The organism is Rhizobacter sp. J219 (assembly GCF_024700055.1).
Classification (GTDB): Bacteria; Pseudomonadota; Gammaproteobacteria; order Burkholderiales; family Burkholderiaceae_C; genus Rhizobacter.
On record NZ_JAJOND010000001.1, the window covers coordinates 387851 to 403118 of the forward strand.

The window sequence follows — 15268 nt, forward strand, 5'->3', positions numbered from 1 at the left end:
CCATGCCCATCATCAAGATCCTTCCCCATCCCGAGTACTGCCCCAAAGGCGCCAGCATCGAGGCCCCCGCGGGGACGTCGATCTGCGAGGCCCTGCTCGACCACGACATCGAGATCGAACACGCCTGCGACATGAGCTGCGCCTGCACCACCTGTCACGTGGTGGTGCGCGAGGGCTTCAATTCGCTGGGGGAGCTGGACGAGGCCGAAGAAGACCTGCTCGACCGCGCCTGGGGCCTGGAAGCCACGTCGCGCCTGTCCTGCCAGGCGATCCTGGCGCAGCAGGACGTGACGATCGAGATCCCCAAGTACTCGATCAACCACGCCAAAGAGAAACACTGAGAAAAGAACCCTCTGACCGCATTGGCCAGAGGGTTGGACAAAGGGCTCAGGCCCTACTGAGGAGACAGAAGGCAGGCGATGAGCACCTGCAGTCTCTCAGTCTGCAAATGCCATGCCTGCTTTGCGGGTCATGCCGCTTCGGCCAAATCCACGCACACCACGCCCGGGTAGCGGTTCCAGCGGAAGGTGATCACGTAGGGATGCTGTCGCGTCCGCGGGCCGTCGGAAGGCTTGCCGTGCACCACCTTGGGCACTGAAATCTCCAGATCCTTGCCCAAGGAACGCCGGGCGTTGCCGGCCAGGGTGTTGGCAATCTCGCCGACCGCGTCGAGCAGGCTGTTCTGCGACAGGTCGGTTTCCTTCTGGATCAGCAACAGCTCCTTCAGCGCCGCCGCGGGCAGCGACACCACCACCCGCCCGCGGTAGCGCCCCGAGAAGCTCACGATGCCGTTGAAGTCGTGCCCAGGCACGGCATCCACGCCCAGGTAGGCCGAGGTGATCTCGGGCTCAATGCGGCTCGTGACATCGAAATAGCGCCGCACCGAATCGACGAACAGGCGCAGGTCGGATTCTTTCAATGCGCTCATAGGTGATGGTCGAGAAGCCCCTTGAGGGCGAGTTGCAGGCCGTCGTCGGAGAAGGGCTTGGGCAGGAAGCCATGTGCGCCCAGCCGAAGCGCGCGGATCGCGGTCGACTTGTCGTCGAGTGCGCTGATCACGAGGATGCGCGTGCGTGGGTGCATGCCGAGCAGGATGGGGATGCATTCCAGCCCGTCCATCTCGGGCATCGTGAGGTCCATCGTCACGATGTCGGGCGCGGCGGTACGTGCGGCCCGCAGGGCTTCTTCGCCGTTGCGGGCCAGGCCGAGCAGCGTCACCTCGCCCAGCACCCCGCTCTGCACGACGCGTGCGATGCGCGAACGCACCATGTTCGAGTCATCGACGACAAGCAGCTTCATGTGGCGAGACGCACGCGGAAGGTCGTGCCTTCGTTCGCTCGGCTGGACACCAGCAGGCGCGCACCCAGCCGCCGCACCTCGTGCGCCACGATGTCGAGCCCCACGCCCCGGCCGGCATGCTCGCCGGCGGATTCGGCGGTGCTGAAGCCCGGCTTGAACACCTGCGCCACGATCTGCGAAACACTCATCTCGGCCAGCTGCGCCTCGTTGAACCAGCCGAGCGACAGCAGGCGTTGCCGCACGCGCTCGGGGTTGAGGCCCCCGCCGTCGTCGCGCACCAGCAGGTGCACCTGGTCGGCCTCGTCGCGCGCCACCTCGACATCGATGCGGGCGCGCACCGGCTTGCCGCGCGCTTCGCGGGTGGCGGCGTCTTCCACGCCGTGGACGACCGCGTTGCGCACCAGTTGCACTGCGATCTGCGTCAGGGCGTCGCGCACGCGGGTGGGCAGCTCGGTGATGGCATCGAGCTTCGCGTTCAGGCGCGCCGGCTTGGCGGTGTCGCCGCCAATGCGTTCGACGAGGGCGCTGAGTTGTGCGCCGAGGGCGTCGACGCCGGGCTGTGGCGCGACGGACGGCAGGCGGTGGCGGTCGCGCAGCACCGAGCGCTTGAGCGCCTGCAACCGGGTGAGCAGCTCTTCCAGCGGCAAGGGCAGGGCGAGCAGCGCCTCGCCGCTCATCGTGGCGGCTTCGCGCAGTGGTTGCAGTTGCGATTCGAACTCGTGCGCGGTGCTCGCCAGCAGCTCCAGCGAGAGCATCGAGGCCTCGCCCTTCACCGCGTGCACGTGGCGATAGACGCGGTCGACGGTGCGGCGCAACTGCTTGGCATCGGAGCTGGCATCCACCTGGCGCAGCAGGTCGTTGACTTCGAGCAGGCTCGCCTCGGTGCGGTCGACGAAGGCAGCCAGCGCCGCTGGGTCGGTCTCGAAGGCCTGCACCAGCAGGTCAAACTCGCGCTGGGCTCGCTTCTGTTCGCCTTCGAGCTTGCGTTCGAGTTCGATGCGAGGCGTCACGTCCTGCACGGTCACGAGCAGGTGCTTGACGGCGCGGTCTTCGACCACACGGCTGAACTGCATCGACAGGAAGCGCGGCCGCTTCTGGCCGAGCGAGTCGGTCTGCAGCAGCTCCACTTCGGTCAGCGGGTTGATGCTCTGCACCAGGTCTTCCTTCACGTGCGGCGTGAAGAGCAACTCGATATAGCCGCGTGCGTCTTCCAGCGTCTTGGCCGACACCAGCGGCGAGAGCAGCAGGATGAAGTTGTCGCCGGGCTGGGTGGGACGGCCGAACATGCCGCTCACCGAGTGCGAGATCTGTGTGCCGAGGGTCATCTCGGGCGTGAGCAGGAAGAGGCCTTCGCGCACGACGGAGAGGATCTCCTGCGTCTCGCCGCTGGCTTGTTCGACCGCGGCGTCCGACTGGCGCAGGCGGCGGATGAACTTGAAGAGGATGAAGAGGAAGTTGAGCAGCGCGAGCACGATGCCGCCCGTCTGCACCATGCGCAGCACGGAGGCGCGCTGTGAGGCGGCGGCCTCCAGGTCGGTGGTCAGCTCGTTCATCAGGCCGAGCAGCGCGAGGTTGTTGGCGCGGGCGTAGTCGGCGGCGGTTTTGACGTGGGCAGCGTGGGACGAGCTGCCCGATTCGCGCAGCAGGTCCATCTGCCGGCGCCAGGGCTCCCAGATGGCGACGGCGCGCGCCAGGATGTCGGCGCTCTTCGGGCCCGAGGCTGCGGGCAGGTACACCGGACGCCCGTCACCGCCCGTCACCTGCGCTCCGTTGCGAAAGCCCTGCAGCGTGTTGTCGAAGAGACGGCTGGCGTTGTGCAGTTCGTCGAGCAGGCTCGACGGGATGGGGCCGCTGGCCGAGGCCAGTTCGCTGGCGTAGAGGGCCTTCGACATGCGCTGCGACAGCATGCGTTGCCGGCCGGCGAGGTTGATCGAGACGGCGTCTTCGGAAATCTGAAACGAGACGTAGAAGTTCAACACCAGCACGGCCAGGTCGAACAGCAAAAAGAACGCGACCGCGATGATGATCTCGCGGTACTTGCCGAGGTTGAGCTGCACCTTGCGGCCTGTGCGCCTCAACAGCGGCGGGGCGGATGGAAGGGCAGGGGAGATCGCAAGACCGGGCGCACCGGGTGATGACATGGGTCCTCCTCAATAACGTGTCATGCGTGTCCGTCAGACATGCGTAAGCAAGCCGCGGGCCTTCCACGCCCGCGTGCTTGCCCCGACGACTCGCGGCTCAGGCGGCCGCTTTTTCCACGTGACCGTGGCGCGTGTACAGGAAGTCCAGCACTTCCTTGCGGTAGTGCACGTAGCGCGTGTCTTCCGCCAGGTCCACGCGGTTGCGTGGGCGCGGCAGCTCGATCGACAGGATCTCGCCGATGGTGGCGGCCGGGCCGTTGGTCATCATCACGATGCGGTCGGACAGCAGCACGGCTTCGTCCACATCGTGCGTCACCATCACCACCGTGCTCTTGGTGCGGGCCACGATCTTCAGCAGCTCGTCTTGCAGGTGGGCTCGGGTGAGCGCATCGAGGGCGCCGAAGGGCTCGTCCATCAACAGCACCTTGGGCTCCATGGCCAACGCACGGGCGATGCCCACGCGCTGCTTCATGCCGCCTGAGATTTCGTGCGGGCGCTTGCTGATGGCGTGGCCCATGTTGACGAGTTCGAGCGCAGCAATGGTGCGCTGCTTCAACTGCGCCTTGCTCTCCTTGCCGCCGAAGACACGCTCCACCGCGAGGTGCACGTTCTCGTAGCAGGTGAGCCAGGGCAGCAGCGAGTGGTTCTGAAACACCACCGCGCGCTCGGGCCCGGGGGACGCGATCTCGCGGTTGTCGCACAGGAGCACGCCGCTCGTGGGCAGCGTGAGACCGGCGATCAGGTTGAGCAGCGTCGACTTGCCGCAGCCCGAGTGGCCGATCAGCGTGACGAACTCGCCTTGCGCCACGTCGAGGTTGATGTCGCGCAGCGCATGGAAACGGCCCTTCTTGGTGTTGAACACCATCTCGGCCTGTTGCACTTGAATGAAGTTCTTCATGGTCGTGGGGCTCCGGTCGAGGGTCAGGTTTCGGCGTAGGTGAACTTCTTGGCGATCGAGATGAGCAGCCATTCGAGCAGCAGGCCCACGACGCCGATCACGAAGATGGCGATCAGGATGTGCGTGACGTTGAGGTTGTTCCACTCGTCCCACACCCAGAAGCCGATGCCCACGCCGCCGGTCAGCATCTCGGCTGCGACGATCACCAGCCAGGCCGTGCCCACCGAGAGGCGCACGCCGGTCAGCATGTAGGGCAGCACGGCGGGGAAGAGGATCTGCGTGATCACCTTCCACTCCGACAGGTTGAGCACGCGCGCCACGTTGAGGTAGTCGCTTGGCACACGCTGCACGCCGACCGCGGTGTTGATGATCATCGGCCAGATGGAGCAGATGAAGATCGTCCAGATGGCGGCCGGGTTGGCGGCCTTGAAGACCAGGAGACCGATCGGCAGCCAGGCCAGTGGCGACACAGGGCGCAGCAGGCTGATCAGCGGCGACACCATGTTCGACAGGAAGGCAAAGCGCCCGATCATGAAGCCCATCGGGATGCCCACGAGTGCCGCCAGGCCGAAGCCGATGGCGACCCGCTGCAGCGAGAACAGGATGTTCCAGCCGATGCCCTGGTCGTTCGGGCCCTTGCTATAGAACGGGTCCGAGAAGACCTTGATGGCTTCGTCGAAGGTGGCGCCGGGCGTCGGGAAGTTGCCGCCCTTCATCGTCAGCAGGTGCCAGATGCCCACCAGCAGCGCAATGCCGATGATGGGCGGCAGCACTTTGAGCCACAGGCCCGACCAGTCGTAGGGTGCCTTCGCCGGCGCGGCGACCGGCGCGGCGGCCGCCGGTTGGGCGACGGCGCTGGCGGCAGTGGCCGCCTTCGCGGCGCGCTGCTGCTTCGAGGCCTCAAGCGGGGAATGAAAGACTGCACTGACCATGGCTTACTCCTGCTGTGATCGGGTGAGGGAATCAGGCCTTGATGGCAAAACCGTCGGCGTACTTCTTCGGGTCCTTGCCGTCCCAGACCACGCCGTCGACCATCTTGCTGGGGCGCAGCGCGTCCTTGGGCACGCTCACCTTCATGGCGGTGGCGGCCTCCTTGTAGAGGTCGATCTGGTTGATCTGCTTGGCCACGCCGAGGTAGTCGGGGTGGTCCTTGATCAGGCCCCAGCGCTTGTGCTGCGTGAGGAACCACATGCCGTCGCTGAGGTAGGGGAAGTTCACCGAACCGTCGTTAAAGAACTTCATGTGGTTCGGGTCGTCCCAGGTCTTGCCCAAGCCGTTCTGGTAGCGACCGAGGATGCGCTGGTTGATCGCGTCGACACCGGTGTTGACGTAGCTCTTGTCGGCCACGGTCTCGGCCATCTTCAGCTTGTTCTGCAGGCTGGCGTCGATCCACTTGCTGGCTTCGAGGATCGCCATGACGACGGCGCGGCAGGTGTTGGGGTTCTTCTTGACGAAGTCACCGGTGGTGCCGAGGGCCTTCTCGGGGTGGTCTTTCCAGATGTCTTGCGTGGTGACGCCGGTGATGCCGATGCCGTCCATGATGGCGCGGTGCCCCCAGGGCTCGCCGACGCAGTAGCCATCCATGTTGCCCACGCGCATGTTGGCGACCATCTGCGGCGGCGGCACGGTGATGACCTTGGCGTCCTTCAGCGGGTTGATGCCGTAGGTGGCGAGCCAGTAGTACAGCCACATCGCGTGCGTGCCGGTCGGGAAGGTCTGCGCAAAGGTGTAGTCGCGCTTGTCGGTCTTCATCAGTTTGGCCAGCGACGGGCCGTCGACCGCGCCCTTGTCAGACAGCTTCTTCGACAACGTGATGGCCTGGCCGTTGTGGTTCAGGTTCATCAGCACGGCCATGTCCTTCTTCGGGCCCGACACGCCCAGGTGCACACCGTAGACCAGGCCCCACAGCACGTGGGCCATGTCGAGTTCGCCGTTGACGAGCTTGTCGCGCACGCCGGCCCACGAGGCTTCTTTCGTCGGGATGATTTTGATGCCGTACTTCTTGTCGAAGCCCAGCACCGACGCCATCACCACCGAGGCGCAGTCGGTCAGGGGAATGAAGCCGATCCGGACTTCTTCTTTCTCGGGCTTGTCGGAGCCAGCGGCGTAGACGGCGGTGTTGAGGCCCGGCACCAGGCCGGCGGCGCTGCCCGCGGCAGCGGCTTTGATGAGGGTGCGGCGGCTCATGAGTGCCTTTCGTTCGATGGTCATGGCTGTGTCTCGGTGCGTGAGTGATTGACGAAGCGACTAAAGAGAAAAAACAAAAAGGCGTCCGCACTTGCTGGGGGTTAGCCCAACGCGTGGGGACGCCGTCGTCCTTGTCGGCGATGCACCGTCTTTGGTGCGTCGCCGATGTCTTCAGAAGATCGCCGTTGACCTTCTGCCCTTCAATTCGCAAGGCCCGTGCCAGGCCAGTTCGTGCTGTTTTTCGTGTTGCGTTGCACCAAGGCGGTGTGCGAATGCCGCTGTTGCACCTCAGCCGAGCAGATCGCTCACATCGATGAGGCGCTGTGCGACATCGGCAAGCTTCAGGCCCTTGTCCATTGCGGTGCGCCGCAGGCGTGCGTACGCCTCTTCTTCGGTCAGGCCGTGGCGGCTGATCAAGAGGCCTTTGGCGCGGTCGATGAGCTTGCGGTCTGACAGCTCGGTGCGTGCATTGGCGAGCTCGCGGCGCAGCCCTTCTTCATGATGGAAGCGCGCCATGGCGACTTCGAGCACCGGCTTCACGCGTTCCGGTGCCAGCCCAGCCACCACGTAGGCCGTGACGCCCGCTGCGATTGCCGCGCCGACGTGGGTGGTGTCATCGTCGTTGGTGAAGAGCACGATCGGGCGCCGCTCCTCGCGCGTGGCCATCACCACGTGCTCCAGTGTGTCGCGCGACTGGCTCTCGGCGTCGACGATGATCATGTCGGGCGCGATCTGCGTGAGACGGTCGGGCAGGAACACGTCGGCCGGCAGCACTGCCACGATGTTGTAGCCGTGCTCCAGCAGGCCGATGCGCAGGGCGCGCGAACGCTCCGCTTCGGTGCCGGCCTCCGGGTCGGAGGTATCGGGCGCAAGATCGGGCGCGACGATGACGATGCGCAGCGAAGTTGACGGGATGGGGGGGCGCAGGGGCGCTTTCATGGTGCATGGATGAGCAACATCCACGCCAGAAACGAAAAAGCCCGCGGCAAGGCGGGCTTCGTGACGGAGTTGGCGGAACCTCAGCGGTCGGCGGCGGAGGCGTTCAGGGCTTTGCGAATCCAGCCGCCCAGTGGGCGCAGCGAGTCGAAGACCGAGTCGTTGGCGAAGAGTTCGCGGTCGATGAGCAGCTCGCGGCCGTCCAGCATGTCGAGGAAGTCGCGCACTTCCTGGCGCTTCAGCCCGCTCGCCGACATCAGCTGGGGCACCGTCATGTAGCGATGCGACAGGTCGGTCAGCATGCGGCGGTAGGCCATGCGGTGGTAGGGCTCGGGCAGCTCGGCCCAGGCGAGAAGACGGTATTCCTTCATGGCTGAATCCCCCAACGGCTCTCTTTGTGATGTGTAGTCCCGGCCCTGCAGGATGCAGGCCAGCCGGGGAAGCGCAGAGTAGTGCGCCACCCCGGTGCACGGAAGTGGGGCTTGCGGCGTTCGCGGGAAAACACCGATGCGCAGCTGTGGGGAACCACAGGCTTTCGAGGGCGAAGTGTTGCGCTCGGTACACTCCTTCGGATGAACGTGCTGGGGGTCGAGTCGTCGTGCGACGAAACAGGTGTGGCCTTGGTGGATGCCGACACGCGCGGCGTGCCAAGGCTTCTGGCCCAGGCCCTGCACAGCCAGATCGACATGCACCAGGCCTACGGCGGCGTGGTGCCGGAGCTGGCCTCGCGTGACCACATCCGGCGGGTGTTGCCGCTGACCGGGCGTGTGCTGGCCGAGGCGGGGTGCACCCTGGAAGACATCGACGTGGTGGCCTACACCCGCGGGCCGGGTCTGGCTGGCGCGCTGCTGGTGGGGGCGGGGGTGGCCTGCGCGCTCGCGGCGGCGCTCGGCAAGCCGGTGGTCGGTGTGCATCACCTGGAGGGTCACCTGCTGTCGCCGTTCCTCGCGGCCGACCCGCCCGAGTTTCCGTTCGTGGCGCTCCTCGTGTCGGGCGGCCACACCCAGCTGATGCGGGTCGACGACGTCGGCCGCTACGAAATGCTCGGCGAAACCATCGACGATGCGGCCGGCGAAGCCTTCGACAAGTCAGCCAAGATGCTGGGCCTCGGCTACCCGGGTGGGCCGGCCCTGGCGCGCCTGGCTGAGTTCGGAAGCGCGGACACCTTTGAGCTGCCGCGCCCGCTGCTGCACAGCGGCAACCTCGATTTTTCGTTCGCCGGGCTCAAGACCGCGGTGCGCACCCAGGTGCTCAAGTTCGGTCCCAACGTCTGCGAGCAGGACAAGGCCCATCTGGCGGCCGGCACCCAGCAGGCGATCGTCGACGTGCTGGTGAAGAAGTCGCTGGCCGCGTTGAAGCACGCCGGACTGAGGCGACTCGTGGTCGCCGGGGGCGTCGGGGCCAATGCCCGCCTGCGCGAACAACTCAATGCCGAGTGCGCCAAACGTGGTGTGCAGGTGCATTACCCGGAGCTGGCGCTGTGCACCGACAACGGCGCCATGATCGCGTTGGCCGCCGCGATGCGATTGCAGCGCGGGCTGGCCCAGCCACGTCTGCAGTACGGCTTCGACGTGCAGCCGCGCTGGGACTTGTCGACCGTATGAGGTCTGCCATCGCCAGCCTGCCGGCCTCCAAGATCCGCGAGGTGGCCAACGCCGGCCTCGGTCGCCGCGACGTGCTGGCCTTCTGGTTCGGGGAGAGCGACGAGGTCACGCCCAGCCCGGCGCGGGAAGCAGCCATCGCGTCGTTGCAGGCGGGCGAGACCTTCTATTCGCACAACCTCGGGCTGCCGGCGCTGCGCGAGGCGCTCAGCGCCTACATGGGCGGCCTGCACCGGCCGGTGGACGTGGAGCGCATCGCCGTCACCTCGTCGGGCGTCAGCGCCCTGATGATCGCCAACCAGCTGCTGCTGGAGCCCGGCGACGAGGTGGTGGCGGTGGCACCGGTGTGGCCCAACGTGACGGCCCAGCCGGTGATCCTGGGCGCCCAGGTGAAGCGGGTGTCGCTCGGAGTACGCGACGGTGCCTGGGTGCTCGACCTCCAGAGGCTGCTGGATGCCATCACGCCCCGTACCCGTGCCGTGATCCTCAATGCGCCCAACAACCCCACCGGCTGGACGCTCACCCGCGAAGAACAGCAGTCCCTCCTTGACCACTGCCGGCAGACCGGCACCTGGATCGTGGCCGACGAGGTCTACGAACGCCTCTTTTTCGAGCCCGGCCCCCGTGCGGCGCCGAGCTTCCTCGACCTTGCCGAGCCGGCCGAACGGCTGATCGTGGCGCACAGCTTTTCCAAGAGCTTCCTAATGACTGGCTGGCGTCTGGGCTGGCTGGTGCTGCCCACAGGGTTCTCGGGTGAGGTGGCCAAGCTGATCGAATTCAACACCTCCTGCGCGCCCGTCTTCGTGCAGAAGGGCGGCCTGGCGGCACTGGCGCAGGCCGATGAGGCGGTGCCCGCGCTCGTCGGCCGATTGCAAGCCTGCCGCGACGCGCTGGTCCCGCGCCTGGCCTCGCTGCCTGGTGTGACGGTGGCGCTGCCCCGGGGCGGCATGTACGCCTTTTTCCGCGTCGAAGGGGAAGACGACTCCCTGGCTTTCGCAAAACGCCTGGTGGAACGGCATGGCCTGGGCTTGGCGCCAGGCGCGGCTTTCGGCGACGAGGCCGAGGGCTGGCTGCGATGGTGCTTCGCGGCACGCGACCCGTCCCGGCTCGTGCAAGGGGTGGCCCGGCTCGCCGATGCCCTTCGGCTATAATCGATTGGCTTTTCGTCTCGGCTATACCCTCTGTGGCGGCCTGTGATGCGAAGCACCTAGCACGGCGCGGGAAGGTTTCTCCCGCTACCGCAAGTCACAACACCGGAAACCGCAGCGTCATGAATGCAGGCGCCGGCGACCGGATTTTTCTGGAAACTGACATGTCTGTCGCTGAAATCAACAAGGCCGAAATCGTCAAGGCCAACGCCCGCAGTGCCGCCGACACCGGCTCCCCCGAGGTCCAGGTCGCGCTGCTGACCGCTCGCATCAACGAGCTGACCCCCCACTTCAAGACCCACCTGAAGGACCACCACGGTCGCCGTGGCCTCCTGAAGATGGTCAACACCCGCAAGAGCCTCCTGGCCTACCTCAAGAACAAGGATGCAGAGCGCTACACCGCTCTGATCCAGAAGCTCGGTCTGCGCAAGTAAGCCGTAGCGAAAAGTGAAGAGCCTGTCTGGACCTGCCAGCACAGGCTCTTTGCATTTGGAGCCCGACAGCCACCGATGACGATGTGTCATTCCAACGGCGCTTCACGCGAAGCAAAGCCCCGCTGGAATGGCATCGCGCCAGGTTGTTGATGCTCCGGGCAGAAGGCGCCGCCCGCAAGGCGCTGACAAGCAATAGGAGAGACGCATGAGCATGTTCAACAAAGTCACCAAGACCTTCCAATGGGGCCAGCACACCGTCAAGCTGGAGACCGGCGAGATCGCTCGCCAGGCCTCAGGCGCGGTGCTCGTCGACGTGGAAGACACCGTGGTCCTCGCCACTGTGGTGGGCGCCAAGAGCGCCAAGCCTGGGCAGGACTTCTTTCCCCTGACCGTCGACTACCTCGAGAAGACCTATGCCGCGGGCAAGATCCCCGGCAGCTTCTTCAAGCGCGAAGGCCGCCCGAGCGAACTCGAGACCTTGACCTCGCGCCTGATCGACCGCCCCCTGCGCCCCCTGTTCCCGGACGGTTTCTACAACGAGGTGCAGGTCGTCATCCACGTGCTGTCGCTGAACCCCGAAGTCTCGGCCGACATCCCGGCGCTGATCGGCGCCAGCGCGGCGTTGGCGATCTCGGGCATCCCGTTCAACGGCCCAATCGGCGCCGCTCGCGTGGGCTACATCAACGGTCAATACGTGCTGAACCCCGGCAAGACGCAACTGCTGGAGTCGCAGATGGACCTTGTGGTCGCCGGCACGCAAGCCGCCGTGCTGATGGTCGAGTCCGAGGCACAACAGCTGAGCGAAGAGGTGATGCTCGGTGGCGTGGTGTTCGGCCACGAGCAGGGCAACATCGCCATCGCCGCGATCAACGAACTGGTGCGTGACGCCGGCAAGCCGGCCTGGGACTGGCAGCCGCCTGCGAAGGACGAGGCGTTCATCGGCAAGGTCGTCGCGCTGGCTGAAGAAAAGCTTCGCGCGGCCTATCAGATCCGCTCCAAGCAGGCTCGTACCCAAGCCACCCGTCAGGCCACGGCCGATGTGTTCGCAGCGCTCGACGCCGAAGGCGCTTCGTACGACAAGGTGAAGGTCGAGACGATCCTCTTCGAGATCGAAGCCCGCATCGTGCGCAGCCAGATCCTGGCCGGCGAGCCGCGCATCGACGGCCGCGACACCCGCACCGTGCGCCCGATCGAGATCCGCAACGGTGTGCTGCCGCGCGTGCACGGCTCGGCGCTGTTCACCCGTGGCGAGACGCAGGCGCTGGTCGCCGCCACCCTCGGCACCGACCGTGACTCGCAGAAGATCGACGCGCTGGCGGGCGAGTTCAGCGAGCACTTCATGCTTCACTACAACATGCCGCCGTTCGCCACGGGCGAAACCGGCCGCGTGGGTTCGCCGAAGCGCCGCGAGATTGGTCACGGCCGCCTGGCCAAGCGTGCGCTGGTCGCCGTGTTGCCCGATCGCGTCGAATTCCCGTACTCGATGCGCGTGGTCTCCGAGATCACCGAGTCAAACGGCTCCTCGTCGATGGCCTCCGTCTGCGGCGGCTGCCTCGCGCTGATGGACGCCGGTGTGCCGCTCAAGGCACACGTGGCTGGCATCGCCATGGGCCTGATCAAGGACGGCAACCGCTTCGCCGTGCTGACCGACATCCTGGGCGATGAAGATCACCTGGGCGACATGGACTTCAAGGTGGCCGGCACCACCGCTGGTGTGACCGCTCTCCAGATGGACATCAAGATCCAGGGCATCACCAAGGAAATCATGCAGGTCGCCCTCGCTCAGGCCAAGGAAGCACGCCTGCACATCCTCGGCAAGATGACCGAAGCGATGGGCGAGGCCAAGGCCGAGGTGTCGCAGTTCGCGCCGCGCCTCTACACGATGAAGATCAACCCCGAGAAGATCCGCGACGTGATCGGCAAGGGCGGCGCCACCATCCGTGCGCTGACCGAAGAGACCGGCACCACGATCGACATCGGCGAAGACGGCACCATCACCATCGCCTCGGCCGATGCCGACAAGGCCGCTTACGCCAAGAAGCGCATCGAGGAGATCACCGCCGAAGTGGAAGTGGGCAAGGTGTACGAAGGCCCGGTCACGAAGATCCTGGAGTTCGGTGCACTCGTGAACCTGCTCCCCGGCAAGGACGGCCTGCTGCACATCAGCCAGATCGCGCACCAGCGCGTCGAGAAGGTCACCGACTTCCTGAAGGAAGGCCAGATCGTCAAGGTCAAGGTGCTCGAGACCGACGAGAAGGGGCGCGTCAAGCTGTCGATGAAGGCGCTGATCGAGCGCGAACCGCAGGCTCCGGCCACGCAGGAGTGATGCGGCTGGGCGGTGGTCTGCCGCCGCCCACTGCGATCGTTTCGCCATGAAAGCCATCGAAATCTCGTCTTACGGCAAGCCCGACGTTCTGCGTGCGGTCGAGCGGCCCACGCCCTCGGCGGGGGCGGGCGAGGTGCTGATCCGTGTCAGTGCCTCGGGCGTCAACCGGCCGGACGTGCTCCAGCGCAAGGGCCACTATCCGGTGCCGCCGGGAGCATCTGATCTGCCCGGACTGGAAGTGGCCGGTGTCATCATCGATGGCGATCGTGAGGCGATGCGAGCGGCAGGCTTCAAACCTGGTGACCGCGTTTGCGCGCTGGTGGCTGGTGGTGGCTACGCCGAGCAATGTGTGGCCCCCGTCGGCCAGTGCCTGCCGGTGCCGGGTGGGTTGACCGATGTCGAAGCGGCAAGCCTGCCGGAAACCTTCTTCACCGTCTGGTCGAACGTCTTCGACCGAGGTGGCTTGAAGGCCGGTGAGACCCTTCTGGTGCAAGGCGGTACCAGTGGCATCGGCGTCACGGCCATCCAGCTTGCCAAGGTGGCAGGTGCCACGGTGGTCGCCACGGCAGGTTCCGACGAGAAGTGCGATGCCTGCCGCACGCTGGGTGCCGACCACGCGATCAACTACCGCACGCAGGATTTCGCTGTCGAGGTGCTGCGCATCACCGACAAGCGCGGCGCCGATGTCGTGCTCGACATGGTCGCGGGCGAGTACGTGGCCCGCGAGCTGAGCTGCTTGGCCGAGGACGGCCGGCTTGTGATCATCGCGGTGCAGGGCGGGGTGGAAGCGCGCATCGATGCGGGTGTGGTGATGCGCAAGCGCCTCACGGTCACGGGCTCCACGTTGCGGCCGCGCCCGGTCGCGTTCAAGGCGGCGATTGCGAAGTCTCTGCGTGCGAAGGTCTGGCCTTGGTTGGCATCGGGCGCCGTCAAACCGGTGATCTTCAAGACGTTCCCGGCCGACCAGGCGGCGCAGGCCCATGCACTGATGGAATCGAACGAGCACATCGGCAAGATCGTGCTCACTTGGTGAACCTCTAGGAACTGAACTGATGCGTCGCAAACTCGTGGTGGGCAACTGGAAGATGAACGGCAGCCGCGTGGCCAATGCCGAGTTGCTGGCTGCGCTGAAGGAGGCTGAGCCGTGGGATGCCTCGGTGGCAGTCTGCGCCCCGTTTCCGTATCTCGCTGACACCGCGCTCTCGTTGCAAGGTAGCCGCATGCAATGGGGTGCACAAGACTGCTCGGCGCATGAGTCGGGTGCCTACACCGGCGAAGTCTCGGCCGGCATGCTGGCCGAGTTCGGCTGCCATTTCGTGATCGTCGGCCACTCGGAGCGACGTGCACTGCACGGCGAGTCTGACCAACTGGTGGCAGACAAAGCGAAGATTGCGCTGGCGCACAAGCTGACGCCCATCGTGTGTGTGGGCGAAACCCTCGCCGAGCGCGAAGCTGGCCGGACCGACGCAGTCGTCAAGCGCCAGCTGTCGGCGGTGATCCACACGCTCGGCCATTGCATTTCGCAGGTGGTGGTGGCCTATGAGCCGGTCTGGGCCATCGGCACCGGCAAGACGGCCACGCCCGAGCAGGCGCAAGCAGTGCATGCGTTGCTGCGTGCTCAGCTGCATGCCGCCACAGAGAAGTCGGGTGAGATGCTCCTCCTCTATGGTGGAAGCGTGAAGGCCGACAACGCCAAACAACTGTTCGCGCAAGGCGACATTGACGGCGGCCTCATCGGCGGCGCGTCGCTCAAGGCGGCCGATTTCGCTGCCATCTGCAAAGCCGCTGCCTGAGCGTCGCGGCCCTCAAGAACAAAACCAGGAGTCTGTAGCAATGCAAGTGTTGATGAATGTCGTGTTGGTGGTGCAGATCGTTGCCGCGCTGACGATGATCGGATTGGTGCTGATTCAGCACGGCAAGGGTGCAGACATGGGGGCCTCGTTTGGCAGTGGCGCATCGGGCAGCCTCTTCGGTGCCACTGGCAGTGCCAACTTCCTGTCGCGCTCGACGGCGGTGTGCGCCGCGATCTTCTTTTGCTGCACGCTGGCGCTGACGTACAGCAGCAGCACCGGGCGTTCGGCATCGGCGGGTGACAGCGTGCTGGACCGCGCGGGTGCAGCGCCCGCTGCTGCGAGTGCCGCCGCCAGTGCTCCGGCAGGGTCGGTGATCCCGGGTGCCATCCCCGCTGCCTCTGCTCCTGCGCCGGCTGCTGTGGCGCCTGCCGCTGCATCGATTCCCGGCAGCAAGTGAGGCGAGGCGCTGGGCGTTTGCCCGGCGTCAAACTCATGCAGTAGGTAA

General features: G+C 65.9%; 16 protein-coding genes. 8 read left to right on the forward strand and 8 right to left on the reverse strand.

Going from position 1 to position 15268, the window contains the following annotated elements:
- The first annotated feature begins 2 nt into the window (after nucleotides 1-2).
- The gene (fdx, locus tag LRS03_RS01765; RefSeq protein ID WP_257823576.1) at nucleotides 3-341 is read left to right on the forward strand and encodes an ISC system 2Fe-2S type ferredoxin; all 339 of its coding nucleotides are present in this window, start codon (nucleotides 3-5) and stop codon (nucleotides 339-341) included.
- 128 nt (nucleotides 342-469) lie between these two features.
- Here fdx and LRS03_RS01770 read toward each other — a convergent pair whose 3' ends face one another.
- The 8 genes from LRS03_RS01770 to LRS03_RS01805 all read right to left on the reverse strand — a co-directional run bounded on the left by LRS03_RS01770 (nucleotide 470) and on the right by LRS03_RS01805 (nucleotide 7832).
- Complete coding sequence (locus LRS03_RS01770) at nucleotides 470-928, reverse strand: chemotaxis protein CheX (protein WP_257823577.1); 459 nt, start codon at nucleotides 926-928, stop codon at nucleotides 470-472.
- The gene (locus LRS03_RS01775) at nucleotides 925-1299 is read right to left on the reverse strand and encodes a response regulator transcription factor (protein WP_257823578.1); all 375 of its coding nucleotides are present in this window, start codon (nucleotides 1297-1299) and stop codon (nucleotides 925-927) included. The genes LRS03_RS01770 and LRS03_RS01775 overlap by 4 nt, the downstream gene beginning before the upstream one ends.
- On the reverse strand, nucleotides 1296-3440 hold the full coding sequence (locus LRS03_RS01780; RefSeq protein WP_257823579.1) for an ATP-binding protein: 2145 nt from the start codon (nucleotides 3438-3440) through the stop codon (nucleotides 1296-1298). The genes LRS03_RS01775 and LRS03_RS01780 overlap by 4 nt, the downstream gene beginning before the upstream one ends.
- 97 nt (nucleotides 3441-3537) lie before the next feature.
- On the reverse strand, nucleotides 3538-4338 hold the full coding sequence (locus LRS03_RS01785) for an ABC transporter ATP-binding protein (protein ID WP_257823580.1): 801 nt from the start codon (nucleotides 4336-4338) through the stop codon (nucleotides 3538-3540).
- Nucleotides 4339-4361: 23 nt separating this feature from the next.
- The gene (ntrB, locus tag LRS03_RS01790; protein ID WP_257823581.1) at nucleotides 4362-5270 is read right to left on the reverse strand and encodes a nitrate ABC transporter permease; all 909 of its coding nucleotides are present in this window, start codon (nucleotides 5268-5270) and stop codon (nucleotides 4362-4364) included.
- 31 nt (nucleotides 5271-5301) lie between these two features.
- On the reverse strand, nucleotides 5302-6549 hold the full coding sequence (locus LRS03_RS01795) for a CmpA/NrtA family ABC transporter substrate-binding protein (protein ID WP_257823582.1): 1248 nt from the start codon (nucleotides 6547-6549) through the stop codon (nucleotides 5302-5304).
- A gap of 264 nt (nucleotides 6550-6813) precedes the next feature.
- Entirely contained in the window at nucleotides 6814-7464 is a 651-nt protein-coding gene (locus tag LRS03_RS01800) for an ANTAR domain-containing response regulator (protein ID WP_257823583.1), read from the reverse strand.
- An 80-nt stretch (nucleotides 7465-7544) separates the two neighbouring features.
- Entirely contained in the window at nucleotides 7545-7832 is a 288-nt protein-coding gene (locus LRS03_RS01805; RefSeq protein ID WP_257823584.1) for a hypothetical protein, read from the reverse strand.
- 201 nt (nucleotides 7833-8033) lie between these two features.
- Here LRS03_RS01805 and tsaD point away from each other — a divergent pair, with 201 nt between their 5' ends.
- The 7 genes from tsaD to secG all read left to right on the forward strand — a co-directional run bounded on the left by tsaD (nucleotide 8034) and on the right by secG (nucleotide 15220).
- Complete coding sequence (tsaD, locus tag LRS03_RS01810; RefSeq protein WP_257823585.1) at nucleotides 8034-9065, forward strand: tRNA (adenosine(37)-N6)-threonylcarbamoyltransferase complex transferase subunit TsaD; 1032 nt, start codon at nucleotides 8034-8036, stop codon at nucleotides 9063-9065.
- Nucleotides 9062-10213: a pyridoxal phosphate-dependent aminotransferase gene (locus LRS03_RS01815; protein WP_257823586.1), complete on the forward strand. Its 1152-nt coding sequence runs from the start codon at nucleotides 9062-9064 to the stop codon at nucleotides 10211-10213. The genes tsaD and LRS03_RS01815 overlap by 4 nt, the downstream gene beginning before the upstream one ends.
- A 161-nt stretch (nucleotides 10214-10374) precedes the next feature.
- Nucleotides 10375-10644 carry a 30S ribosomal protein S15 gene (gene rpsO, locus LRS03_RS01820; protein WP_257823587.1) on the forward strand — a complete coding sequence of 90 codons (270 nt, stop codon included), beginning with the start codon at nucleotides 10375-10377 and terminating at the stop codon, nucleotides 10642-10644.
- A 205-nt stretch (nucleotides 10645-10849) separates the two neighbouring features.
- Entirely contained in the window at nucleotides 10850-12970 is a 2121-nt protein-coding gene (gene pnp, locus LRS03_RS01825; RefSeq protein WP_257823588.1) for a polyribonucleotide nucleotidyltransferase, read from the forward strand.
- Nucleotides 12971-13016: 46 nt separating this feature from the next.
- Nucleotides 13017-14003, forward strand: a complete 987-nt coding sequence (locus LRS03_RS01830) for an NAD(P)H-quinone oxidoreductase (protein ID WP_257823589.1) — start codon at nucleotides 13017-13019, stop codon at nucleotides 14001-14003.
- A gap of 19 nt (nucleotides 14004-14022) precedes the next feature.
- Nucleotides 14023-14763 carry a triose-phosphate isomerase gene (tpiA, locus tag LRS03_RS01835; RefSeq protein ID WP_257823590.1) on the forward strand — a complete coding sequence of 247 codons (741 nt, stop codon included), beginning with the start codon at nucleotides 14023-14025 and terminating at the stop codon, nucleotides 14761-14763.
- 40 nt (nucleotides 14764-14803) lie between these two features.
- Nucleotides 14804-15220, forward strand: coding sequence for a preprotein translocase subunit SecG (secG, locus tag LRS03_RS01840; protein WP_257823591.1), 417 nt, complete (start codon nucleotides 14804-14806; stop codon nucleotides 15218-15220).
- The last annotated feature ends 48 nt before the right edge of the window (nucleotides 15221-15268 follow it).